General features: G+C 70.8%; 14 protein-coding genes and 1 pseudogene. 4 read left to right on the top strand and 11 right to left on the bottom strand.

Features of this window, described 5'->3' with window-relative positions; all coding sequences use genetic code 11:
• Positions 1 to 58 precede the first annotated feature (58 nt).
• From M2283_RS07655 to M2283_RS07620, 8 genes are all read right to left on the bottom strand, one after another.
• Complete coding sequence (locus tag M2283_RS07655) at positions 59 to 436, bottom strand: toxin Doc (protein ID WP_280875325.1); 378 nt, start codon at positions 434 to 436, stop codon at positions 59 to 61.
• Positions 436 to 675: a hypothetical protein gene (locus tag M2283_RS07650; RefSeq protein ID WP_280875324.1), complete on the bottom strand. Its 240-nt coding sequence runs from the start codon at positions 673 to 675 to the stop codon at positions 436 to 438. The genes M2283_RS07655 and M2283_RS07650 overlap by 1 nt, the downstream gene beginning before the upstream one ends.
• 111 nt (positions 676 to 786) lie before the next feature.
• Positions 787 to 2,649 (bottom strand): leucine-rich repeat domain-containing protein, encoded by a 1,863-nt coding sequence (locus tag M2283_RS07645; protein ID WP_280875323.1) that lies wholly within the window; start codon positions 2,647 to 2,649, stop codon positions 787 to 789.
• 85 nt (positions 2,650 to 2,734) lie between these two features.
• Complete coding sequence (locus M2283_RS07640; RefSeq protein WP_280875322.1) at positions 2,735 to 3,196, bottom strand: MFS transporter; 462 nt, start codon at positions 3,194 to 3,196, stop codon at positions 2,735 to 2,737.
• A gap of 180 nt (positions 3,197 to 3,376) precedes the next feature.
• Entirely contained in the window at positions 3,377 to 4,252 is an 876-nt protein-coding gene (locus tag M2283_RS07635) for a TauD/TfdA dioxygenase family protein (protein WP_280875321.1), read from the bottom strand.
• Between the two features lie 61 nt (positions 4,253 to 4,313).
• Entirely contained in the window at positions 4,314 to 13,748 is a 9,435-nt protein-coding gene (locus tag M2283_RS07630; protein ID WP_280875320.1) for a non-ribosomal peptide synthetase, read from the bottom strand.
• On the bottom strand, positions 13,748 to 17,797 hold the full coding sequence (locus M2283_RS07625; protein ID WP_280875319.1) for a non-ribosomal peptide synthetase: 4,050 nt from the start codon (positions 17,795 to 17,797) through the stop codon (positions 13,748 to 13,750). The genes M2283_RS07630 and M2283_RS07625 overlap by 1 nt, the downstream gene beginning before the upstream one ends.
• Before the next feature lie 424 nt (positions 17,798 to 18,221).
• Positions 18,222 to 18,911 (bottom strand): hypothetical protein, encoded by a 690-nt coding sequence (locus tag M2283_RS07620; protein ID WP_280875318.1) that lies wholly within the window; start codon positions 18,909 to 18,911, stop codon positions 18,222 to 18,224.
• Between the two features lie 286 nt (positions 18,912 to 19,197).
• On the opposite strand from M2283_RS07620, the gene M2283_RS07615 reads away from it, so the two are divergent.
• Positions 19,198 to 20,412: a glycosyltransferase gene (locus tag M2283_RS07615; protein WP_280875317.1), complete on the top strand. Its 1,215-nt coding sequence runs from the start codon at positions 19,198 to 19,200 to the stop codon at positions 20,410 to 20,412.
• 45 nt (positions 20,413 to 20,457) lie between these two features.
• A complete protein-coding gene (locus M2283_RS07610) occupies positions 20,458 to 20,844 on the top strand; it encodes a signal peptidase I (RefSeq protein WP_280875316.1) in 387 nt (128 codons plus the stop codon).
• 42 nt (positions 20,845 to 20,886) lie between these two features.
• Here the strand turns inward: M2283_RS07610 and M2283_RS07605 are convergent, their stop codons facing one another.
• The 3 genes from M2283_RS07605 to M2283_RS07595 form a co-directional block, all read right to left on the bottom strand.
• Positions 20,887 to 22,092, bottom strand: coding sequence for a DMT family transporter (locus M2283_RS07605; RefSeq protein ID WP_280875315.1), 1,206 nt, complete (start codon positions 22,090 to 22,092; stop codon positions 20,887 to 20,889).
• Positions 22,093 to 22,526: 434 nt separating this feature from the next.
• Positions 22,527 to 23,591 carry a P1 family peptidase gene (locus M2283_RS07600; protein ID WP_280875314.1) on the bottom strand — a complete coding sequence of 355 codons (1,065 nt, stop codon included), beginning with the start codon at positions 23,589 to 23,591 and terminating at the stop codon, positions 22,527 to 22,529.
• A gap of 83 nt (positions 23,592 to 23,674) precedes the next feature.
• Entirely contained in the window at positions 23,675 to 24,283 is a 609-nt protein-coding gene (locus M2283_RS07595) for a hypothetical protein (RefSeq protein ID WP_280875313.1), read from the bottom strand.
• Between M2283_RS07595 and M2283_RS07590 the strand changes: the two are divergent.
• Both M2283_RS07590 and M2283_RS07585 read left to right on the top strand, forming a co-directional pair.
• Positions 24,252 to 24,617 (top strand): annotated as a pseudogene (locus M2283_RS07590) (alpha/beta hydrolase); the annotation flags it as partial. The gene M2283_RS07595 and the pseudogene M2283_RS07590 overlap by 32 nt on opposite strands.
• A gap of 43 nt (positions 24,618 to 24,660) precedes the next feature.
• Entirely contained in the window at positions 24,661 to 25,173 is a 513-nt protein-coding gene (locus M2283_RS07585) for an alpha/beta hydrolase fold domain-containing protein (RefSeq protein ID WP_280875312.1), read from the top strand.
• The last annotated feature ends 43 nt before the right edge of the window (positions 25,174 to 25,216 follow it).

The raw sequence follows: 25,216 nt of genomic DNA, 5'->3' as shown, positions 1-25,216 counted from the left end.
GCGAAGGCGGCTGTCACGGCTCGTTCCGGTGACCGGAACGGGCCGGGGGAATATGCCGTCAGACCTTCCAGGAACGCAGTTGGTCCGCGACCGCGGGGACGCGAACCCGTGTGTCGCGGATCTTCCGCACCAGTTCGGACAGGGCACCGTAGGGCGGGTCGATGCCTTCGCCGGACTGAGCCATGTACTGGGCCGCGACGAACGCGGCGTACAGGCTGTTGCGATGCGGGAGCGGCTCCAGGCGCACGATCGTGTGCATGAGGGCGGCGGCGCGCCAGGCGGCGTCCGGGTCGGCGGCTTCGAGGGTGGGGAGCTTGGTCCGGTGCCGGGCGATGGCCGCCACCAGCGCGGAGTAGTCCGTGACGGACATGTCCTCGTGACCGAGGGCGGACTCCTGGACGTCGAGGAGCCAGGAGACGTCGATGTTCAGGAGCATCAGGCGGCAGCGGCTCCGTCGGCGCGCTCGGTGGGCGGCACCTCGTCCGGGAAGGCGTCGTCGAACTCCTCACGCAGCCGGTCGGCCCACACGCCGGCGCCCGCGACGAACTGCCTGCGCTGCATCTCGCGGACGCCGAGGTCGTGGAGGTACTGCTTGAGGCTCTTGCCTTCGGCCGCCGCGGCCGCGCGCACGCCTTCGAGTTCCTCGTCGGTGAAGGACACGTTCAGTGAGGGCATGACTCGATGGTACCTACTTGGTGCCTGGCGTGCGAGCGCCTGGGCGGAAGGCATCGCCGGACGCGCTGTGGGACCAGCTGGCCACGGGGACCGGACGACCTGCGTGCCCGCCTAGCTCCGGCTCACGGTCACTCCCCGTGCCTCCAGTTCGACCATGACGGGGTCGGGGTTGCCGTAGTACTCGTCCATGCGCATGCGGGACGTCATCGTGACCCGCTCCAGGGACGGTATGTCGAGCAGGGGACGGGCGTCCTTGAGGTGGTGGCTGGGGCCGAAGCGGACCTCGGTGAGGTCGGGCAGGCCGGACAGGGCGCTGATGTCCACCAGCTCGGGCATGCTCCGGATGTCCAGGACGCGGAGCGGCTTGTGGCCGGCCAGGTGGGACAGGTCCGTCCAGTCCACGCCCTGCACGGAGAGCGTGCCGAGCGAACCGACGGGGATGTCGTCGACGAGCGGACAGCCGACGACGTCCAGCTCCCGCAGTACGGGGCACGCCTCCAGGGCGCGCAGCGAGGTCAGGCCGGCCACGCGGTAGAAGCCGACCTTGTCGAGACCGGCGGCACCGGCCAGGCCGCTGACGTCCGTGAGCGCGGGACAGTCCAGCACCGACAGTCTGGTGAGTGAGGGCAGGTCGCCGAGATGATCGAGGTCGGCGAGGGAGTGGCAGCCCGAGACCTCCAGCTTGCGCAGTGCCGGCAGTCCGTCGAGGTGCCCGATGGTGCGCAGGTTGGGGCAGGACCGGATCGCCCAGTCGGTCAACTGGGGGTGAACGCCGAGGCCGGTGAGGTCGAGCAGACCGTCGCACTCCATGACGGTTAGGTCCCGCAGCCCGGACAGCGCCGCGAAGGGCGAGAGGTCACGGAGCAGCTGGGCGCCGCGGACGCTGAGGCGGGCCAGGGACGGAAGGCGCGTGAGTTCGGAGAAGTCCGCCAGGGCCGGGCAGGCGGCGACGAAGACGAACTCCAGGTACCGCAGGGGTCCAACACCCGTCAGTGACGTGAGCTTTCCGTTGTCGGTCACGATCAGTCGGCTCAGGTTCGTCAGCGCGGACACCCCGCGCAGGTCGCACAGGGCGGGGCTGCCGGTGACCTTGAACGTCGTCAGGTGGGGGTGCGCGCCGAGCCCGTCGACGGTCTCCAGACGGGGGCAGTCCGCAAGGGTCAGCTCGGTGAGGTTCTGCACGGAGTCGATGCCGGTCAGGCTGCGCAGCTGTCCGCAACTGCGCAGGTCCAGCTCGGTGAGCGCGGGAACACCGCGCAGGCCCCTCAGATCACGGATACCGGTCCACCCGAGGTCGAGGCCGGTGAGCCGGGCCAGTCCGGACAACTGGCCCGCGTCCTTGAAGGCCCGGCAGCCGCGCAGCGTCAGGCGCTCCAGCCGGGGAAAGGCCGCGCCGAATCCGGCGGTGGAGTAGACCTTGGTCATGCTCAGGTCCAGCTCACGCAGCCGCCCCAGCGTCAGCAGGGCGGTGGTGTCCGCGACGGCCCGGCACCGGTGCAGGTTGAGCCGGGTCAGCTCGGCCAGACCGCCGAGCGGGGTGAGGTCCTCGACGCCGGCGCAGCCGTTCAGGTCGAGGTCGGTCAGGCCGGTGAGCGCGCCCACCTCCGTGAGGTCGGTGATCTCCTTGCACTTGTCGATGTGGAGCTTGCGGAGCATGGTCAGGTGGCGTAAGCCCGGCAGCGAGGACACGCGCCGCAGCCGCAGTTCGCTGCGGCCCTCGCGGGTGAGGGCCGGCGCCAGCAGGGCCGCGCAGAAGCCGTCGGGGTCGGCGGCCTGGGGCCACAGGCGCAGCAACAGCTCCGACGGGAATCCCGCGATCCGGCCGAACCGGGCGGCCAGTTCCAATGCCGCGCCGTCGTCGGGGATCACCACCAGCTCCCGGATTGCCTTGCGGGCCCGGTCGGGCGAGGCGGTGTCCAACAGCCCACGCAGTTCGTGGAGTTGGACGGCGACAGCATCGTTGTTCGAAGTCATGCCACGGAACTCTAGGGGTCCGGTCTGACACCGCCCCGGTCCGAGCGACGTCTGCCCGCCGCCCGCCAGGCCGACCATCGGCGGGTCAGGAGGCAGCGCCCTCCGGCTTGGGGACGGTCGGCCCGACGGACGCGTCGAAGGCGTGGGTCACTTCGGGACTGGTGCCGGGCAGGAGCAGGGCGCGGGCGCGGTCCTCGAAGCGGCGGTCGGTGGCGGTGAGGCGGCTGTGGTGCTGGGCCAGGTGCTCGCCCCAGGAGCCGACGAGGTAGTTCTCGATGAAGCGGCCGGGTTCGTTGCCGTCCTGGAACAGGCCCCAGGTGAGGGCGCCGGTCCGGCGCCGGGAGCGGGCGACGTCGTCCATGGCGTCGAGGAACGCGCCGCGGTCGTCCGGCGCGACGCGGTAGACGACGGAGACCAGCACCGGCCCGTCCGACGGACCGGGCACGAAGACCAGGGGCGGGGTGGGCCAGTGGTCGGAGAGCGTGGGGTCGATGCCCTCCATGCCGTACAGCTTCCAGCGCAGCAGGGTGAGTGCGCTCAGCAGCATCACCCCGGTGCCGGTGAGTCACGGTGCTCCTCCCGGGACGAAGTGGGCGGCGGCGAAGGGGCGTACGGCCCCGAAGTGATCGCCGGATCACCATGGTGCCGTACGCCCGGGCGCCGGGCGCGGCCGGGACGAAGGCAACCACGGGTCACCACCCGCGACGGGCCCGGACGCTCAGTCGGCTCAGGCGTACAGGCGGGTGCCGTTGACGGCGACGCGTCGGCCGTGGCGGGTGTGCGGGAAGTAGTCCCACACCGCGTGGTGCTGCACGCTGCGGTTGTCCCAGCACACCAGCGTGCGCGGCTGCCAGTGGACCCGGCAGTGCAGCAGCGGCGTACCGGCGATGTGCGCGTACAACATGCCGAGCAGCGCGTCGCTCTCGGCGCGGGACAGTTGCGTGATGTGCGAGGTGTAGGGGGCGTTGACGAACAGCAGCTTCCGGTCGGTCTCCGGATGCCGCACCACGACCGGGTGTTCGGTGCGCGGCACGTCGTACTCGGGCGGCGGTGTCAGTCCGGCGGCGACCCAGGGCAGGGCCCCGTCGTGGAGCGCGGTCAGCCCGTCCAGGAACTCCCTCATCGACGGCGAGAGCAACTCGTAGGCGAGATGCATGTTGGCGAACAAGGTGTCACCGCCCCCGCCTCCGGGGACCGTGGTCAGGTAGAGCATCGACCCGAGGGACGGCTCGACGTCGGCGGTGCCGTCGGCGTGCCAGCCGTTGCCGGCGACGTCCTTCGATTCCTTGGTCGCCTTGATCTCCAGGATGTACGGGTCGGATCCCTCGACCGGGAGCGCGACGGGATGCAGTTCACCGAAGACGCTCGCGAACTTCTTGTGCTGCTCAGGGTCGATGTCCTGGTCGCGGAAGACCAGGACATGGTGGGTCTGGAACGCGTGCTTGAGTTCCTTCTCCTGTTGCGGTGTCAGCTCCTGCGACAGGTCGAGTCCCGAGACCTCCGCACCCAGGAGCGGGGAGACGGGAGCGACGGAGAGGGTGTCGTACGGCTCGGCCGGCCTGGTGGTCAACCGCTCGACGGCCTGCAGTGCGTAGTCCTCCATGAGGGTCCTCCGTGGATCGGCGGGGCGGGGTTGGACTGGGCGGGAGTGCGCGGCTTACGCGTTACGCGGAGTGGGGCGAGGGGACGCGTCGCCGGACGGAGTCGTGTGTGTGCGGCGGGGTGTCGGCGAGGTCGTCCGTGAGGGCGGCGGCGATCTCATGGACATGCGGCGGGGCTACGAGTTCGTAGTGCGTCGCGTCGACGCGGTGAACGCGCACCGGGCTGGGCAGATGGGCGTCCCACGCCTCGGGCGGGGTCGGCTCCGGGGCCAGGGGCGTCACGTCATCGACCGGGCGCTCGGCGAGCCAGACGGTGGTGGACGTCCTGGTGAGCCGCGGCAATCGGTGCTCGGCCATGGCCGCGAGGTTGGTACGACAGCAGCGCGCGAGGCGTTCGGCGTAGGCGCGACCCGACTCGGTCAGGCGGTCGGCACCGTTGCCGCCGTTGCCGCTCAGTTCGCGGGCGAAGACGGCGTCCACCTGCTGCTCGTCGTAGGCGGCGAGCCGTTCCCCGGCACCGGGTGGCGGCGGGTCGAGGAGGTACAGGGCGTGGACGGGCCGGCCGGCCGTCTCCGCGAGGGCCGCCATCGACAGGGCCGTCCACGCCCCGAACGACCAACCCGCCAGACGGAGTTGGAGGTCAGAGGCCGGGAACGCGGTTCGTACGGCTGCCAGGTAGTGCGCGGCGCGGTCGGTGATCGACCGGGCGGGGAGGTGTGGGTCGCGCAGGGCCGGGTCGGCGATGAGGCAGACGGTCAGTTCGTGCGGGAGGGCCGACACCAGAGGGCGATAGGCCTGGATGTCGCCGCCGACCGGATGGACGAGGCAGAGCACGTCCCGGCCTGTGCCGCGCTGCCAGACCTCGACGTCCACCTCGGCGCCCAGTGCTGTGCCCAGCGAGGTCTCTGCGGAAGAGGTCGAGCGGGTGGCGGCGTCGAGGTGGTCGAGGATCTCGGCGAGGCTGACGCGGTGACTGAGCCGGGACAGCTCGATGTCGGCGCCGTAGCGGCGTTTGGCCTCCTCGATGACTTCCAGCAGGGTCAGCGAGTCGGCGCCGAGGTCGTACAACGGTGCGGCGGGGTCGATGGCGTCCACGCCGAGCAGGTCGCGCAGTACCTCGGCGAGGGCGGTGGCGGCGCCGCCGGGTGGGGTGGCGGTGGCGAGGTCGCTGTGGGGCGGGGACAGATTCGGGTGCTGCGGGGCGGATGCCTGTACCGACACCGGTCCGGGTGCCTGTACCTGTTCCGGTGTCTGTGCCGGTTCGTAGAAGAAACGGGCTTCAGGCAGGGGCGTGGTGTTGACCATCAGGTGGGGCAGTTGCAGGTGCAGCGCCTGTTCGAAGATCGCCGCGCCGTCCTCGGGGGTGAGTGCGACCGCCAGATGCTGCTGGTGGCGGGCGTCGGCGCCCAGCGCGTGTTGTGCCATGCCGACCTCCCGCCAGGCGTCCCAGCCGATGCTCATCCGGACGGTCGCGTCCGCGTCGCCCACGCCGGAAGGTGAGTACTGGGCGAACGCATCCAGACAGGCGTTGGCCGCCGCGTAGTCGAACTGGCCGACACCGCCGTACACGGACGCCATCGACGAGCAGTACGCCGCGTACTGGGGGTGGTGCTCGGCGATCAGCCGCTCGACGAGGAGGGCGCCGCGCAGTTTGGCCGCCGTGGCGCGGCGGGCGGTGGTGGGGTCGCGTCGGGCCAGGAGTCCGCCGGCTGCTGTTCCCGCGGCGTGCACTATGCCGGTGAGGTCGTCGAGGTGCGGGGCGAGGCGCGCGGCAAGCGTGTGGGAGTTCTCAGTTGTGAGGTCAGCAGGGACGACGGTGACGCGGTCCGCGTGTACCCGCAGAGTTGGCGGTGTGCTGTCTCCGCGGGCGAGCAGGACCACTCGGGTGCCGGGGTGTTGGAGGAGGCGTACGGCCAAGGTGGTGCCGATGCCGCCGGTTCCGCCGAGGATGAGGTGGGTTCCGGGGGCGACGGGCGAGGTTGTGGGCTCGGGTTCTGATGCAGGTGCGGGGACCGGGTGGAGGGTGCGGTGCCACCAGAAGCCGGCGCGCAGGGCGACCGTCGGTCCGGTGAGGGTGTCGTCGAGGAGCAGGTCGGGCAGGTGGTCCGCCCAGTCGGCCGGATCGGGTCCGGGGAGGTCCAACCAGCGCATGGTTACGCCGAGTTCCTGGCGCGGGGTCTCGGTCGCTGCGGCGAACAGTCCCGCTTCGGGCCTTCGGACGGCGCCGGTGACCGGCTGTGCCTGGTGGGACAGAAGCCATACGCGTGGCCGTTGCGCGTCCGGCAGGTCCGGCAGGGTCCTGCTGAGGGCGGCGACCGTGTCGAGGCACGCCCACTGAGCGGTCTCCAGTGAGCGTTCATCGACGCTGCCGTCCAGGGCCAACGGCAGCGCGTGCAGCCAGTCGACGCCGGGTTCGCCTCGTTCGGTTACGCGGGCCAACAGCGCTGCGAGGTGTGCGGAGTTGGTGGGATCGGCCTCGTAGTGGTCGTCGTCGAGGCGGGTGAGGGTGCTGGGGGCGCTGGTGGCCCGTACCCGGACTCGGACCACGCGGGCGTAGTGCCGCTCCAGGAACCGCCACGTGTCGGGGGCCGTGTCCGGTGCGGTGACCAACACGGCGGTGCGGCGCGGTTCTTGGGAACGGGCGTGGGTGCGGTTGCGGGCTCGACGCAGGCGCGTCCACTGGGGCTGGTGCAACCACTCGGTGGAGGGCAGCCGTTGCGGCGACGCGGGCGTGACCGCACGGGCGGCGCGGGGGAAGTCGTACTCAGCCGTCTCGAAAGCGGGTGGCGGGAAGTCCCACGGCGGGCCGGCGGGGCCCTCGGACCAGACGAGGGTGTGTCCGGCCGTCCAGGCCTCGGCGAGCGCCTGCGGGTCATCTCCCGCTTCTGTCAGTCGAGTTGACGAGGACGGCGGCGCTGTCGAGGTGAGCGAGCGCAGCCAGGCCACGGCCGACGCGGCGTCGGGGCAGACCGCCGCCGCCCGGTGGGCGAGTGCGGGGCGTCCGGCCTGGAGGTGGCGCAGTACCTGCGGATAGGCCTCGGGGTGTGCGCTCAGGTAGTCGGCGATACGACGGCCATCCGCGCGTACGGCGGCCTCGGAACCGCCGGACAGGAGCAGGCACGGCACGGGCGCGGTGAGCGCGGTCGAGTCGGTCGGCTTGGTGTGTCCGGTCGGCGTGGTGCGGGCGGTCTGCGCGGTGGGGCCGGTCGACCCAGTGTCCGGCTGCTCAAGCAGCAGATGGGCGTTGGTCCCACCGATGCCAAAACTGCTGACGGCAGCCACTCGCGGCACCCCCTGCGGCCAGGGTTCAGCGGCCACCGGTACCCGGAACGGCCCGTCCTCGATCTCCGGGTTCAAACGGTCGAAGTCCGCCGTGGGTGGCACGATCCCGTGGTGCACGGCGAGCACGGCCCGCACCATGCCGACGACACCTGCGGCGGCGCCGAGATGCCCGATCTGGCTCTTCACGGAAGACAGCGCCACGCGCGCATCGTCGGCCAAGCCGTACGCCTGCCGCAGAGCGGCCGTCTCCACCGGATCCCCGAGACGGGTGCCGGTGCCGTGCGCCTCCACATAGCCGAGGTCGGCGCCGGTACGGCCGCTGCGGTGCAGGGCGGTGCGGATCGCGGCGCGTTGCCCGGCCAGGGCGGGCGCGCTGTAACTGAGCTTGTCCGAGCCGTCGTTGTTGATGCCGGAGCCGGTGATGACGGCATAGACGGTGTCCCCGTCCCGGCGGGCGGCGGCGAGGGGCTTGAGGACGACCACGCCGGTGCCACTGGCTCCGACGGTGCCGGCGGCGTCCGCGCTGAAGGGCCGGCAGTGGCCGTCCGGCGAGAAGATGTGCTGCGGTCGGTAGGTGTAGCCGTCGGTCAGGTCGGGGTCGACCAGGACGCCGCCGACGAGTATCACGTCCGCGTCGCCCTGACGGAGCATCCCGGCGGCGATGTGCACACCGAGGAGCGAACTGGAGCACGCCGACTGCACGGTGAAGGCGGGGCCGGTCAGACCGAGGTGGTAGGCGGCCTTGGTGGCCAGGAAGTCCTTCTCGTGGTGCAGCGCCAGCCGGAAGGTGTCGGGCAGTTCGGCCGGGTCGGCCTCGCGCAGCATGCGTTGGAAGTAGGTGTTCTCCCCGCACGCGGCCACGAGTCCGACCCGGTGGGCGGCCGGAGCGCCGATACCGGCGTGGGCGAGTGCCTCGACACAGTTCATGAGGAGCTGACGCTGCTGGGGGTCCATCAGCCGGGCCTCGTGCGGGCTGATCGTGAAGCGGCCCGGGTCGAAGTCGAGCAGCCCCGCGAGCTGGCTGCGGGCACCGACCCGGCCGTCGGTCGTCGGGAAGTGCTCGATGCCTCGGCGGCCGGAGACCACCAGGTCCCAGAAGGCGGCCAGGTCGTGGGCTCCCGGGAGCCGTACGGCCATCCCGATGACGGCGATGAGTTCCTCGGCCCGATCCCCCGCCGGGTGCGACGGCTCCTTCGGTGCGGCGCGGTCCGTTGCGGGTACGGCGACTGGGCCGGTCCCCGCCGACACCGAGGTGCTCGCGCCCCGTCGGTCCAGGAGGCGCGCCAAGGCGCGGAGGCTGACGTGCTCGAACAACTCCGGCACAGTGAAGGCTAGATCGTCCTCGCCCGCGCACCGGAGCTGGAAGCGCATCAGATCCAGACTCGTCGCGCCGCCGTCGAAGAACCGCTGCTCCACGGTGATGGCCTTGCCGGTCACCGTCTCGAACAGCTCGGCCAGCCGTCCCTCGAGCGGCGACAGGGCCGATGCGGTGGCACCGGCCGGGCGCAGCTCGCGGCCAGGAGCGGTGAGCGCCGCCTGCCGATCCAGCTTGCCGCTCGGAGTGCGCGACAGTTCTGCCAGGCGACGGAAGCGGCCGACGCGCACGTAGGTCGGCAGCAGCCCGGCCAGATGGTCGGCGAGATCCGCGATGTCGGGGTCGTCGCCGCGACACTGCAGGCACGCCACCAGCCGACCGTCCGCCACGACCGCGACCGCGTTGCTCACACCGGGGTACTGGAGCAGCGCGGCCTCGACCTGTTCCAACTCCAGCCGGTGTCCGCCTAGTTTGACCTGGGCGTCGTCGCGGCCCGCGTAGTGCAGCAGGCCGTGTGCGTCGAAGCGGGCCAGGTCGCCGGTGCGGTAGAAGAGCCCCAGGTCGGGGTCGTCGCTGAAGCGGTCGGGGTGCGGGGCGTCCGCGCCGAGGTAGCAGCGGTTGGCCATGACGCCGCCGATGAGCAACTTGCCGGTGACGCCCGGCGGGACGGGGTGGCCGCCTTCGTCGACGACGCGCAGGACAGCGTTCGCCACCGGGCGTCCGATCGCCGGGCGCAGCGGCCAGGCGGCGGGGTCGCCGTCGAGGCACAGGCCGCTGGCGACGTGGGTCTCGGTGGGACCGTAGTGGTTGAACAGGCGGGCGTTTGGCAGCCCGGCGAACCAGCGGCGGATCGTGTCCGTGCACACCAACTGCTCGCCCGCCGTGATGACTTCGCGCAGGCGGGACGGGAACCGCCCGGTGCGCACCCCGTGTTCGGCGAGCAGCTGCAGGGCGACGTACGGCAGAAAGATCCGCTCCGCTCCCCCGGTCTCCAACTCTCGCAGCAGGGACGGGACATCGTGTCGCCAGGCGGGGCGCACCAAGCGCAGCAGGCCACCGGAGCACAGGGTGGTGAAGACCTCCTGGAAGGAGACGTCGAAGGACAGCATGGAGAACTGCTGCGTGACGGCGGGCCCGCGCAGGCCGCCGTCGGTGTGCTGCCAGGTCAGCAGGTTGCACAGGGTCCGGTCGGGGACCTGGACCCCCTTGGGGGTGCCGGTCGAGCCGGACGTGAACAGGATGTAGAGCGGGCGCAGGCCCTGGTGGGCGGGCAGTTCGGGCGGTGCGGCCGTGGGGGCAGCGGCGAGGACGACGGTGTGCCGTGGCAGGGACGGGGGCGCGATCGCGGCGAGGACCTCTTCGTCCTCGGGTGACACGAGCACACACAGGGGGTCGGCCTGGTCGAGCACATGCCGCAGGAGGGACGGCGGGTAGGCGGGGTCGAGGGGGACGACGGTGAGGTTGAGGCGGGCGGCCGCCAGGAGCGCCACGATGTGCTCGACGGAGGGCTGGAGATAGAGCGCCACGGCCGCCGGGGCGGTGGGATCGGCCGGGAGGCGGAGTCGGGTACGCAGGGTGGCGGCCAACTCGGCTGCCTGGGCGTCGAGTTCGGCGTAGGTGAGGGTCGACTCACTGTTGGTGACGGCCGGGGCGTGCGGGGTGCTCGCCACCTGCCGGGCGAAGCCGTCGGCGACGGTGGTGAAGTCCGGTGCCCGCGTGGGACCTTGGCCGTGGTCGGGCAGAGTACGGCGGTAGTCGGCGACCAGTTCGTGCAGGGTGATGTCGGTGTCACCGGTCAGGTGGTCCAGGGTCTGGCGGAAGAGGCGGGCCGCGGCACGGGCGCGTTCGGGGCCGATGTCGTCGCGGTACTCCCACAGACAGTCGAACCCGCCCTCGCGCTCCACCACCGACAGCGTGAGGGCGCACTTGGCACCCAGCGGCTCAGGCCACAGAGGCCGCACCTCGCAGCCGTCCAGGCGCAGCGCCGAGAAGTCGGTGTTCTCCAGGACGAACAGGAAGTCGAACAAGGGGGTTCGCTCGCGGAAGGCGCGGTCCGCCAGGACGTCGGCGAGGGCGACCTCTTGGTCCTGCAGCACGGCGCGAACGGCATCGGAGTGAGCCGAAAGCTGAGCGTCCAGCGATCGCTGCGGCTCCATCGGCAGGTCCAGGAGCACGGTGTTGGCGAACATGCCGACCGTTTCCGCGAATTCGGGGCGGGGCCGGTTCGCCACCGGCGTGGCCACCAGCGGACGGCTCTGCCCGGTCACCCCGTACACGCTCGCGGCGAACGCGGACACCAGTAACTGGAACCTCGTCAGGCCCAGTTGGGCGGCACGACGGTCCAGCGCACTGCGGCGGACCAGGTCGAGGGAGGTGCGCAGCAACCGGGCCTGCGGCACGCCCGCCGCGTCGGGGGCCGGCAGGGCGGGTGACGGTTCGCCGTCATGGCCGTAGTGCGAGCGCAGCCGCGCGCGACGGTCCTCGTAGGCGGCGCTCGTGTGCCAGGTGCGCTGCCAGCGGGCGAAGTCCAAGGGCGTGGGGGCGGAGGACCGTTGGGCGCCACCGGCGATGTAGGCGTCCGTGAGGTCGCGGAGGAGGAGGTTGAGTGACCAGCCGTCCACGGAGACGTGGTGCAAATGCAGCAGGAGCAGTCCGCCGTCGGCCCCTTCCACCCAGGCGGCCCGCAACATCCGGGCGTCCGCGAGGTCGAAGCGGTGGGCGAAGAACCGGTCGGCGGTGTCCTGCCAGTCCGCCTCGGGGCGGGCTTCGAGGCGTTCCCACGGGTCGTAGAGATCGGCGGTCTGCTGGATCAGACCGTGCGGAGTGGGGACCAGCCGGGTGCGCAGGGCCACGTGCCGTTCCACCAGGGTGCGCACCGCGCGGTGCAGGGCCACGGTGTCGACGCGACCCTGGACGCGGAAGGCGAGCGGTACGTCGTAGGAACGGTCTTCCGGCTCCCGCTGGTGCAGGAGCCAGAGGCGTTCCTGTTCACTGGTGGCCGGTGCGCTCGGTTCGCCGGCGGGGACGGGGACGGGTGGGTGTTCTCCCGCAGCTGTGTCCGGTGCGTGGACGGCGTCCGCGAGGGCGGCGAAGTCGGCCGTCAGGACCAGATCTTGAGGCAGGTCGACGGCGAAACGGGTGAGGATCTCGAAGCGGAAGCGCAACGCCTTCAGCGAGTCGCCGCCACTGGCCGCCCAACGGTCGCCGGGACGCAGGCCGTTGACGGCGAGGATGTCCTCGGCGATCTCCAACACCCGCCGCTGCTCGGCGCTGACAGGTGCGTCACCCTCCTGCGTGCCGCGCCACGGGGCCCCGGTGCCGCGCAGGAGGGCGGTTTGGTCGACCTTGCCGTTGGCGTTCAACGGTAGTTCCGCGACGAGGTAGGTGTGGTGAGGGCGCATGTACGCCGGCAGGGTGGCGGCGAGGTGGCGGTCGTAGGCCTCGTAGGAGAGGTCAACGCCCAGGGCATCGTCACCCGGGACCAGGAAGGCGAGCAGTTCACCCCTGCCCGCCTCGTCGCGGCGGGTGCACACGTAGGCCTGGCGGACGGCGGGCTGCCCCAGGATCTGCCGCTCCACCTCGCCCGGTTCGATACGGAAGCCGCGCACCTTGACCTGGCGATCCGCCCGACCGACGTAGGCCACGCGGCCTTCGGCGTCCTGGCGTACGAGGTCGCCGGTCCGATACCAACGCCCTTCCCCATCCCCCGCGTTCGGCAGTAGGACGAAGCTGCGGGCGGTCAACTCCGGGAGGTTGCGGTAGCCGCGAGCCAACGCTGGTCCGGAAAGCAGCAGTTCGGCGACCTCTTCGGGCTCTGCGGTGCGGCCGTCCTCGGTGCGCAGCAGCAGGCCGGTGCCGGGCAGCGCGGTGCCGATGGGGATCGTGTCGCCGTTGAAGTCCCGTGGGATCGGGTGGCAGAGGGCGAAGGTGGTCGCTTCCGTCGGCCCGTACACGTTGTGGAGGACAGTGCGGGAGGTGGGATTGGCCGCGTACCAGCGGCGGATGATCCGTGCGTTGAGTTGTTCACCGCCGACGAGTACCTGTTCGGTGGTGGCGAAGCAGTCCGGCACCTGCTCGACGACCGCGTTGAACAGGGCCACCGTGATGAACAGGGTGTCGACGCGCCGCTCGCTGAGCACTCCGGCCAGTTGGTGCGGGCTGTGTACCTGGGCGTCGTCGAGTACGACGCAGACGCCGCCGGTGAGGAGCGGTACCCATACCTCGAAACTGAGCGCGTCGAAGGCGGGGTTGGACAGGCAGGCGTAGCGGGCGCCGGGCCGTATCTCGATGTAGCCGGGTCGGGCCAGCCGCAGTACTCCTTCGTCGGTGACCTCGACGCCCTTGGGGCGTCCTGTGCTGCCCGAGGTGTAGAAGACGAAGCCCGTGGCGGGGTCGCCGGGACGCTCTGACGGCACTGCGGACAGACCGGGCGCGTCGGCCGGCTCGTCGACGCTCAGGAGCAGGCGGGCGTCCAACGCGACGACATGCGGGCCCAGTTGCGGCTCGTACCCGCCGTCGTGGACGACGGCGACGGCTCCCGAGTCGTCGAGGATGTGCCGCTGTCGGTCGGGCGGGCTGAGTCGGTCGAGGGGTACGACGGAGGCTCCGGCACGGCGGATGCCTAGCATGACGCAGACCAGTTGCCACGAGCGGGGCAGGCGCACGGCGACCGCGTGTCCGGGACGCACTCCGCCCGCGCGCAGCCGCGCTGCCACTCGGCCGCTGGCCTCTTCGAGTTCCGTGTAGTCGAGGATCCGGTTGCCGTCCTCGACGGCTACGGAGGAGGGGGTGCGGCGGGCCTGGTCGAGTACCGCGTCGGCGAGGGAGGTGGATCTCGCGGCGGCCGGGGTGCCGGTTCGGCGCCCCGACGGCGAGTCGCCGCCGGCGGGTCGGAGGCCCATCACGCCTCCCGTATCGGCAGCGCCAACTGAGCGGCGTGGTAGGCCAGTTCGGCACTGAGCAGCGCACCGACCTGGGCCGCGCCGACGCCCTCCAAGATCTCCCAGTGGTCGCACTCCATCGTCTCGACTCGGTAGTCGCCTTCCGCGCGGCGCCGCCAGAACTCGCGGACCTCTGCGTGGAAGGGGGTGTCGGCGCCGTCCGGCACGCCCTGGGCGAGGACCAGGCGCGTCGGGGAAGTCGCCGGGAGGTGTTCGCGGGCGGTGAGCCGGTTGTGGTTGTAGAGGTGGAAGTAGCGGTCGACCTGGGCGTCGTCGATGCCGGGATACATCCCGTTGAACCGCACGAGTTTGTCGCGGAACTCGGCCTCGTCGACGGCGTCGATCTCCTCGCGGGCGGACGGGTCGTCGGTGGCCTGGGTGTCGAGGAGGACGACGCTGACGGCACGGTGTCCGGCGCGGGCAAGGATGCGTCCCATCTCGTGGGCGACGAGACCGCCGTAGGACAGGCCGGTCAGAACCAGTGGCTCCTCGTCCAGCGGTCCCCCGCCCGGGAGTTCGAGCATCCTGAGATAGGCCTCGGCCATGGCCTCCACGCTCGGCAGGAGGTCCTCGTCGGGGTTCACTCCGGGCGACTGGATGCCGTACAGCCCGACCTGTTCGGGCAGCAGCGCGGCCAGGGGCAGGTAGCAGAAGGCGGTGCCTCCGGCGGGGTGGACGCAGACCACGCGCGGGCCCGTGCCGGCACGGAACTCGATGAGGCTGCCCGGGGATCGGGAGGCACCGTCCTCGCGCAGCAGCTCGGCCAGCGCTTCGATGGTGGGCCGCGTCATCACCTCGGCCACGGGGAGCCGGCTGCCGAACGTCTCGGTGACGGCGTGGGCCATTTTGATGGCCGACAGCGAAGTGCCGCCGATCTCGAAGAAGTTGTCGCTGACGCCGATGTCGGGGTGGAGAAGGATCCGCTGCCAGATCCGGTACAGGCCGTGTTCGACATGGTCGCGCGGACTGGCCGTGTTGACCTGGTTGGAGGTCGACTCCTGTGCCAGGCGCAGTAGTTCAGGGCGGTCGAGCTTGCCGCTGCGGTTGAGCGGGAGAGCTTCGAGGTCGAGGATGACGGCGGGGATCATGTAGTCGGGCAGTCGGCGGGCGAGGGCCGTGCGCCAGTCGTGGGCGGTGCGGGCCGGTGCCGTGCCGCGCCCGATGCCGGCGACCAGACGGGGTTGGCCCGCAGCGTCGCGGTCGACGACGACCGCGGCTTCGCGGACGCCGGGCAGGGCCATGAGCGCGGCTTCAACCTCCGCGGGTTCGATCCGGAATCCTCGGAGTTTGACCTGGTCGTCGCCGCGCCCCAGGTAGTGGGCCTCGCCGTCCGGCAGCCGTCGGGCGAGGTCTCCGGTGCGGTAGATCCGTTCGCCGGGCACGAACGGATCGGGCAGGAAGCGTTCCTTGGTGAGGTCGGGGCGGCCCAGATATCCGCGGGCCAGGGACGCGCCGCCGAGGTAGACCTCCCCCACCACTCCGGGCGGGACGGGCTCCATACGACTGTCGAGCACGTACATACGGGTGCCGGGCAGCGGGCGGCCGATGGGGCAGGGGCGCTCCAGCGGGCGGGGATCGTAGTAGGCGGTGCTGTACAGGGTCGCTTCGGTGGGTCCGTAGCCGAAGCAGACCCGCAGGCCGGGGAGTTGCTGTGTCATGCGGTGCAGTGCGGCTTCGGTGAGCGACTCGACTCCCGTCAGCAGCTTGCGCAGTTGCAGCCCGCGCAGTCGCATGGCGGGGTCCTCGTCGATCCACTTGACGTAGGCGGGCGGCAGGAACGCCTGGGTCACCGCGTGCTCGCGCATCCACGCCAACAGGGCTTCGGGGTCGCCACGCAGCTCCTCGGGGACGATGTGCAGCGCGCCGCCGGTCGTCAGGGGCAGCAGCAGCTCGTGGATCGAAGCGTCGAATCCGATGCTGGACCAGGCGGAGCCGACCTCGCCGGGGGCCGTGCCCATGCGGGCGTGCCAGGTGGCGAAGAGGTTGAGGACACTGCGGTGCTCCACCGCCACGCCCTTGGGCCGTCCCGTGGATCCGGAGGTGAAGATCACGTAGGCCACTCGGTCGGGCGCGTGGCCGACGCCCGTCGGCGGGCCCAACTGGCTTACGCCCTCGGCTTCTACGGCACTCAGGTCGAGCCATTCCCCGCCGCGCTCCGCGCTGTCGTGGTCGCTGAGCACGAGGGGGCAGGCGGCGTCCTCGATCATGCCCGCGAGGCGTTCCAGGGGCTGGCCCGGGTCGAGCGGGAGATAGGCGGCACCCGCCTTGAGGATGCCCAGGATGCCGACGGCCAGGTCGCAGGAGCGCTTCGCGTGGAGGCCCACGACGTCGCCGGGGCGGACGGACCGGGCGACCAGGGCGTGCGCGAGGTGGTTGGCGCGCCGGTCGAGGGCGGCGTAGTCCAGCGAGCGGTCCCGGTCGACGACCGCGGTGTGCGCGGGGCGCTCGCGGGCCTGGGTCTCGAAGAGTTCGACGAGTCCGGACGCCGCGCGCAGGGCGGCCTCCGTCGGATCGGGCCGGAGAGTGACGCCGCCCGGGTCGGACCGGACGTCGGCGTCGGCGGGCTGGGTGGCGTCACCGTCGAGCAGTACCCGTCGGCGTTCCTGAGGTTCCATCAACTCCAGGGCTCGGATGTCCCGTTCGGGGTTGCGGGCCATGTCGGTGAGCAGGTGCCGCAGATGGCCGGCCCACCGCTCGGCGGTGCTGTGGTCGAGGAGGGCCGTCGCGTAGTCCAGGTACCCGGTGATACGGCCGTCGGACTCGGTCGCCGAGACGGCGAGGTCGAACTTGGCCGGGGCGTGGGCGATCGGCAGCGGCTGGGCCTCGACTCCGGGCAGGTGCAGAATGTCCCGCCGTTCGGGCACCCAGGCCAGCATGTTCTGGAACAGCGGTGTGCGGGAGGCGCTGCGCGGCGGGTTGACCAGTTCGACGATGCGCTCGAAGGGCAGGTCCTGGTGAGCGAGTGCCCCGCGCACGACGGCGCGGGTACGGGCGAGGGCCTCGGACACGGTGAGGGAACCGGACAGATCGATGCGCAACGGGAGGGAGTTGACGAGGAAGCCGATGACACCGGCGGCTCCCGACCCGCGCCGGTTCGCGAACGGGCTGCCGACAACGATGTCGTCCTGGCCGGACAGGCGCGACAGCAGAATGGCCCAGCCGGTCAGTACGGCTACGAAGGGGGTGGCGCCGTGCCGTCTGGCCAGGCCCCGGAGCCCGGCGGTGACCTCGGCGTCCAGGCCGAACTCGGCCCGCCCGCCCTCGTATTGCTGTTCCGCCGGTCGTGGATGGTCGGTGGGCAGTTCCAGGACGGGCGGTGCGTCCTGCAGCGCGCGCCGCCAGTAGTCCTCCTGGGCGCCGAGCCCGCCGTCGAGGACGGCTCGGAGCTGGATGCCCGCGTGATCGGCGAACTGCACCGCGGGCGCCGGCAGCGGGTCCGGGGCGTCGACGGAGAACGCCCGGTAGAACTCCCCGAGTTCGTCCATCATCACGTTCATCGAGACACCGTCGTAGATGCTGTGATGGAACGTCAGCAGGAGTACGTGGCGCTCGGGCCCCACGGTGAGAAGGCGGCCTCGCCCGAGTGGACCGGCCTCCAGGTCGAACGGCCGTTGCTCCTCTTCGAGTTGGAAGGCGGCCACATGCAGGTCGGGGTCCGTGGTGTCGGTGAGGTCCTCGAAGGTCAGGGCGAACCTCGCACCCGGTGGGTCGATGTGCTGACGTACCTCCCCTTCCCCGGCCACCAGCCGCGTCCGCAGCACTTCGTGACGGACCGTCAGTGCGTCGAAGGCACGCGACAGCAGGTCATGGTCGAGCGGGCCGGTCAGGGAGAAGTCGACCGTCTCGTTGTAGGCGGCGTTCGCGCCGGGCAGTTGAGCCAGGAACCACAGTCGCTGCTGGGCGAAGGAGGCGGGCCGGACACGGGTCGCCCGCTCGGTACCGTCCGCGGCCGTGTCGGCGGACGCGCGTGGAGTAGGAACAGCGGGGACAGGGTGGGGGGTGTTCTGCACCGGCAGTACCTGGTCTTCCCGTGGGTGTGGGACTGGGTGACATCGGCCGCGACAAAGGGGGATCACCGGTCTGGCGACGGTCTGGAAAGGGGCCGCCCACCGGTGGGCGCGTAGGGGCGGAGCGCGGGGCCGGCGGCCTGGACGGGTATGCGCCTTCGCCGCGAGGCGAGTCCATGGGGCAAGGCGGCGGTAAGCGGCCGGTGATTCGATAATTCGATTCCCGAAACCTCCGGCCAATTATCTGGTCACACCATTTTCTTGCTCACTCAGAATTCGTTCCAACCCCCGCGAGACAGTCAAAATCATCGATCATGAGCTCTGGGCATGTCAACACTTGACATTCCGGAACACCCCACGGAAGCGCTCCGCCAAAAGAGAGTTCCACGAAACGGGCATTTAGGACGGCACGGGCAAAGAAGCCCTGTCAGCCCGCGGCGGTGTTGTAGTTGACGACTCGCTCCACCATGAGGGCGACCGCACCGGCCAGCGGGCTGTCCGCCCCTTTGCTCACCACGTCGGGCAACCGGTGCGCCTCCTCCTCGGTGACCGCCACCATGCCCCAGAACGCGTTGAAGCCCGACGGATCCGCAGGCTTGTCGGCGGCCGCCGAGACTCTCGCGACGCCGTCCTCCTCGACCACGGCCAGCGCGCCCATCTGCCGCAGCGTGTCGGGATCCCGCTCTTCGGCGGCCACAACGCTCCAACCCGACACCCCCACATCGCGCACCGCGGCGAGAAGGCTGCCGGCGCTCCCCGCGCCGGAGACAACGATGTCGGGCAGGACAAGCGCCACCGGCCCCTGAGTCATCGGCAGGGCAATTCGGATCGCACCGTCGAGATCCGGTTCAAACGACTGATCTTGGTAGACAAAGACCATTTGAAAGATCTCGGCATAGCGCACGAGATAACTCACCGTGTCCAGTTTATGCGTCCCGAATACGACGACCAGGCGCACGTTGAGTCCGCTTTTGGCCAGTTCGACTACGGCTTCCAGACTGCGGTCCAGCACCGTGACCCCAGGAGCCAGACAGTGCAGTTCCTTCGAGTAGGGCGCCCTGAAGCGTGTTCCGAAACCGGCGCAGGGCAAGATGATCGAAACATCAGGGATGGGCACGGACGAACTCTGCATGGAGTGGCCCTCAGCTTGTGTCGACGATCGATAACCAGCGCTCACCGTAGCCACCGAGGACGGCTCCACGCGAGAGGGCCTCGATCGGTGCCGGCAGCCTCCAACTCCGGTCCGACGGAGCCGACTTGTGCATCCACGCCCAGAACCACGCCACGTATGCTGCTGCCGCGCACCCGCCACGGCCGCCGCGTCGCCGTCGATGAGGACCACTCGAAGCCTGGGCGGGCACGGACCAAAACGTTTGTGAAGACAGAACGAAAGAGGACTCCGAATGCGGGTGCTGCTATCCACGTACGGGACGCGTGGCGATGTCGAACCGCTGGTGGCACTGGCGGTGCGACTTCAGGAGCTCGGCGTCGAGGTGCGGATGTGCGCCCCGCCGGACGAGGAGTTCGCGCAGCGGCTGGCAGGTCTCGGCATGCAACTGGTGCCGGTCGGGCCTCCGGTGCGGGAGCTGATGCGCGGGGCGACTCTGCCGTCGGCGGCGGAACTGTCGCGGTACCGGACCGAGATGGTCGACACGCAGTTCGACGTCTTCCCCGGGGCGGCCGACGGATGTGACGCGCTGGTGGCGGCCGGCCTGGCGCAGATCGCCGCGCGGTCGGTGGCCGAGGCCGCGGGCATCCACTACGTGTACGCGAGCTATTCGGCGGTCAACCTCCCGTCGCCGTACCACGCGCCGCCGCCGCGGCCGGGTTGGCCGGAGCCGGACGCGACGGACAACCTGACGCTGTGGGACCTGGACGCCGAGAACGTGAACGCGCAGTTCGCCGAGCCGCTCAACGGTCACCGGGCAGCGATCGGTCTGCGGCCGGTGGACAACGTCCGCGACCACGTCTACACCGACCAGCCGTGGCTGGCGGCGGACCCGGTCCTGGGAGCGTGGCGGGAGACCCCGGGCCTCGACGTGATCCAGACGGGTGCATGGGGTCTGCCGGACGAACGCCCGCTCCCGGCCGAGTTGTTGACGTTCCTCGACGCGGGCACGCCGCCGGTCTACGTGGGCTTCGGCAGCATGCGCCCGGCACCGGACATCGCCCGCAGGGCCGTCGAGGCGATCCGCGCACAGGGTCACCGCGTACTCGTCTCCCGCGGCTGGGCGGACCTGGACCTGGTCGACGGCCGGGACGACTGCTTCGCCATCGGCGAGGTCAACCACCAGCGGCTGTTCGGCAGGGTGGCCGCCGTGGTGCACCACGGCGGCGCGGGCACCACACTGACGGCCGCCCGCGCGGGAGCGCCGCAAGTGGTCGTACCTCTCCAGCTGGCGGACAACCCGTACTGGGCCGGCCGGGTGGCGGACCTGGACATCGGTGCGGCACTCGATGCTCCGACTCTGACCACCGAATCCCTGAACGTCGCGTTCAAAACCGCCCTTTCACCTGAGACCCGGGCACGGGCAAAGGCTCTGGGCGCCAAGCTCCGCACCGACGGAGCGGCGGTGGCCGCGAACCGGCTGCTCGATGACCTGGTTCGAAAGCGCTGATCACGCTGCGACCGACACGGTGGCCGACTGCTAGCGTTCCGGCGCATGGATGACGGCGTGTACGTGGGCAATGCGGGTAAGGACGCCGCGCTGGACCAGGGTTGGCTGCTCGGGCATTTCAAGGAGCACGGCGATCCTCGTCACAGCCAGGCGGTGGAGGTCAAATGGGGCGTCCACCCACGTGGTGACCAGCGAGCGCAGTGGGTGAAGGGCGAGGTGCGTACCGCTCTCCTGGTTCTCGTCACAGGTCGCTTCCGGATGGAGTTCCCCGGTCGTAGCGTGCTGCTGGAAGAACAGGGTGACTATGTCGTCTGGGGCCGGGGAGTGGATCACTCCTGGGTCGCGGAGGAGGAGTCAGTGGTACTCACCGTGCGCTGGCCCTCTGTACCTGGATACGCCGTGCCGCACGAGGAAGAGCGTGCGAGTTCGTAGAGTCGAGTACGGCCTCGCCCGTCACCGAGCCTCGTCCCAACCTCACTTCCGCCGGCCGCGGTTCGTCAGCATCAGCGTGGGACCGTCGATGCTCGGTCTCTCGTCCGGTGGCGTCGGTCTGCGCATGTACAGGGTGTCGAAGGCCCCCGCACCGTGGTAGGTGAGCGTGACCGTCGGACTCTCGTCTCCGCTGTGACTCGCCCACGCCACTCTCGGGTCCCGGAAGGATCGATGACGAGACGTCACCTGCTGGGGCACCGAGGGCAGTTGGGCGATGTAAGGGGTGTGGGCCGGGTACGGCGGTATCCCCACGTCGTATGCGTCCAACGGGTCTGTGGCATGTTCCCCGCTGCCGCTGGTCACCACGACCGTGACACCGACGATGATCAGCAGAAGTCCTGGCACGGTCGCGGGGTTGATGTTCTGGCCCATGAACCACCATGCGGCGAGTGCGGCGACGGGTGTCTCCAGCAGGAGGAGGACGCTCATCGTCGTCGCTGAGGCCCTGCCGAGGACGAAGTTCAGCGAGCCCAGCCCCAGGATCTGCGGGAGGATCAGCAACCCGAGCAGGGACAGGTGGGTCGCCCTGTCGAAGCCGGTCAGCGAGATGTCGGCGAACCAGCAGACGAGGAGGAGTTCCAGACCGCAGACCAGCGAGGTGAACGTCGAGTACAGCGGTGTACTCACATCCGCGCGCGACCGTTCACTGAGGGCGGTGTACCCGGCCTGGGCAAGGGCCCCCGCCAGGGCGAGCAGGTCACCCACCAGTGCGGTACCGCCGGATCGGATGTCGAGACCGGCCGCCGCGGCCGCTCCGACCACTGCGAGCGTGAGCCCCGTCCACGTCCTGCGGGAGGCCCGGACGCCCTGACCGGCGGCGATGAGCGCCTGCCAGACGGGCTGGGTGGCGACCAGCGCGGTGGACATGGCGACCGAGGTCAGTCGGGTGCTCGTCATGAAGGCCGCGAAGTGCAGGGCCAGCGCGGTGGCCGCGAGGAAGCCGAAGACGAGCGGCCGCCACTGCTCGCGGCGCAGAACGCCTCGTTCGCCGCGCACGACGCGGACCACCTCGCGGCGGCGCAGGAGCAGCAGGAACGGTCCCAGTACGGCGAAGCCGAGGCAGTTGCGCCAGAAGGCCATGGCGAGCGGTGAGGCGGTGGCCGCGGCGGTCAGGGGCGCGGTGGCCGAGATCGAGACGACGGTGACCGCCATCGCCGCCACGGTCAGCGGATCAAGTCTGGATTTCACGCGTTCGTACCGCCGCCCGAGGTCGATCGGGCCCCGGCTGACGCCGGTGCGCCGAGGCCGTCGGCTGCCTGTCCAGTGCTGGTCATTTGGTACGCGGTTTCTGTGCCATGGGAGTGGGCAAGTGGCCCCCGGGTGAGGGGAGTTGCGGCAGGGCTGGTGGCCCGGTCTGTCACTGCGCTCGTGGAGTGCGGCCAGGAATTCGCGCCCTGATGCGCCGGGCACGGCACGCGAACATGAGGGGCGACTGTCTCGCCCTCCGTCACACCGCGCAGACCACACTTGATCGTGCGTACCGGAATCGGGCAACCCGCTTCCGCCCGAATCGCCCCGCAGGACAGGGATCATGCCCGTCAGGCATAGGCAGTTGCCCCGACGGGAGGGATACCGGCAACTCCGCGGGCAAGGACCCGGGCGTGAGGTGACTGCGGAACGATTCAGCCGAGCAGGGCCAGGAGCGGTGCCGCAGGCAACGGGTGACGCGTGTGGCCGTCCGGGCCCGTGGTCGTGGTGGCCATCAGCAGCGAGTTGAGCACTGCCTCCTCCACCGCGTCGAGTACGGCGGTGAAGAGCGGGTCGAGCCTGTCGTCGGGCACCACGGCGGGCCCTGCGGGCGTGCCCAGGGGCCGGGTTCCCAGAGCGAGTCCGTAGTCGCCGCTGCCGTGGCCGTACCCGGCGCCGACCCTGGCCAGTCCGTAAACCGCGCGGCGCGCGAGTCGGGTCAACTGCCGTGCGTCCAGCGGCGCGTCGGTCGCGACCACGACCATGCACGACCCCAACTCCGGACCGGCCTCCCCCGCCGGGACACCGACATCGGCGGGAGTGACCGTACGGCCCCGTACCCTCAACGTGCCGCCGAAGTTGGCCTGCACCACAACCCCGAGCATCACGTCCAGGCCCGCCAACAGCGCGCGCCGCGACGACGTACCGATGCCGGCCTTGAACCCGAGGGCCGTCAGTCCGGTGCCCCCACCGACACACCCCTCGGCCACCGGACCGCCCGACGCGGACTCGAGCGCGGCACGGACATGCTCCTCACGGACCGGACGCGACCTGATGTCGGACAACAACCCGTCGTTGCACTCCCCCACCACCGGATTCACACTCCGTACGCCCGCACCCTCGGGCCGCTCCAGAATCCAGCCCACCAGAGCGTCCGCCACCCGGAACGCGGACAAGGTCGAGGTGAGCAGCACCGGCGTCTCCAGCGCGCCTAGCTCGGCGATCTGCGTGGCACCGATCAGCTTCCCGTAGCCGTTGCCCGCGAACACCCCGGCCGGCAACGGACGGCCCGGCCCCACTCCGTCCGGCACGATCGCGGTCACGCCGCTGTGTACCCGGGACGGACGGATCAGCGTGGTGTGCCCGACGCGGATCCCGGGAACGTCCGTGAGGGCGTTGTGCTCGCCAGTGGGTCCATCCCCAACCACTAGGCCTAGGTCTCGGGCTCTGCGCAGGGCAGGGAGTGGGGGCTGAGGGGGATCCGGGACGGGCGCGCGCATGGCCGCACACTATCGATGCCATCGGCCCAACACCGCGTGACGTCCAGTCCGGCCCCGGGCCTGACAGTGTGCCGAGCCCTCGTCTATGTACGCCCCCCGCACACGGACCACACCTCCTCAAGAAGCGTGGGGTAGTCCTCTCCATAGGCGGCGACCGCCGCGAAGACGGCGTCGAGGGCGGCCTGGAGCAGATCCGCTTCGGCGGCGCCGGTCACGGCGGGGAGCGCCATGTGGGGTTGCGACATCCGCGCCGCAGGGTCTGGAGGACCGAGGGTGATCTGTACGGCATACGCTGCGGGTCCCGTCGGCTTGGCCTGAGCCACGTGCGCTCTGGCCGCGAGAGGTCCCGTCACCCTGTCACGCCGGGGCGCCCGTTGTGGTTGTGGTGCGGGCACAACTCCGGGGGTGTCCGGCGGGCGGAAAGCCGGCCGCTGAGGTGGGACGGCCGTCGCGACCGTCCGGCGCGGGACACGCGGATCGTTGGCCAATATCTGCCACATGCGGGCCGAGTCGTCCAAGGGCGGCGGTAGCGGGTCCTGCCGGGCCACCGCGGTCAGGGCCGACGCGACCCAGTCGAGGTCGGCGAGGCCGGCGACCTCACACGCGCGCCGGGCGGCCAACTGGGCGATCGCGCGCTGGGTTTCGGGTCCTGCGGCGTCGATGGCGCCGGAAACGAACGTCTTCGCCGACATACAGGGGGCCCGCACCGCCCTCAGCGCGGCCAGCGGCGACGGCAAGTCGGACGACGAGGTGAACGTCGAGGACCGCTCGATTCCGGTGGACGGGCACACCCTGGGGCTGCGGCTCTACACCCCCGCGACCACGAGCGCCGCTCCCCTGCCGGTGGCGGTCTGGATCCACGGAGGCGGGTTCGTGATCGGCGGCCCCAACGCCGAGGACGCCACGTGCCGACGGCTGACCGCGGAGCTGGGTATCGCCATCGTCGCCCCGGACTACCGGCTCGCCCCGGAGAATCCGTACCCCGCCGCGTTCGACGACTGCTACGCCGCCCTGCGCTGGGTGGTCGACGAGGCGGAGGACCTCGGTTTCGACACATCACGCGTGGCACTTGGCGGGCACTCCGCCCGGTGCCGCCCTCGCGGCGGCTGTGGCTCTCGCCGCCCGTGCCCGAAAGGGGCCGCAGATCAGGTACCTGTACCTCGGATACCCGGTCCTCGACGACCGCCTGGAGACCGATTCGGCCCGAGCCGTCACCGACCCCAAGCTCTTCAACCGCCAGGGCGCGGCGGCCGGTTGGGAGCTCTACCTCCAGGAGAACGATCCGGAAGCCGGTTATGCCGTACCGGCCCGCGCGAAGGACCTGCGGGATCTGCCGCCGACTTACATCATGGTCAGCGCCGTCGATCCGGCCCGGGACGAAGCCCTGGAGTTCGCCTCCCGGCTGAGCGCGGCCGGAAACTCCGTCGAACTCCACCTCGTGCCCGGCGTACCGCACATGTTCGACGTCCTCGCCCCACGATGCGGGCGAGACGCCGGGCCGTGGAAGCCTGGACGACGGCGTTCGCCCACGGCATCGGGGCCTCAGGGGACCAGGTGTAGGGACGGCGGACGACGGACGTGATCGACGCTCCCGTCCGTTGTGAACCCGGGTGCAAATCGCCGGC

The sequence above is a fragment of the Streptomyces pseudovenezuelae genome, from assembly GCF_029892565.1.
Taxonomy (GTDB): Bacteria; Actinomycetota; Actinomycetes; order Streptomycetales; family Streptomycetaceae; genus Streptomyces; species Streptomyces pseudovenezuelae_A.
This window is presented reverse-complemented; position numbering and strand designations above follow the sequence as displayed.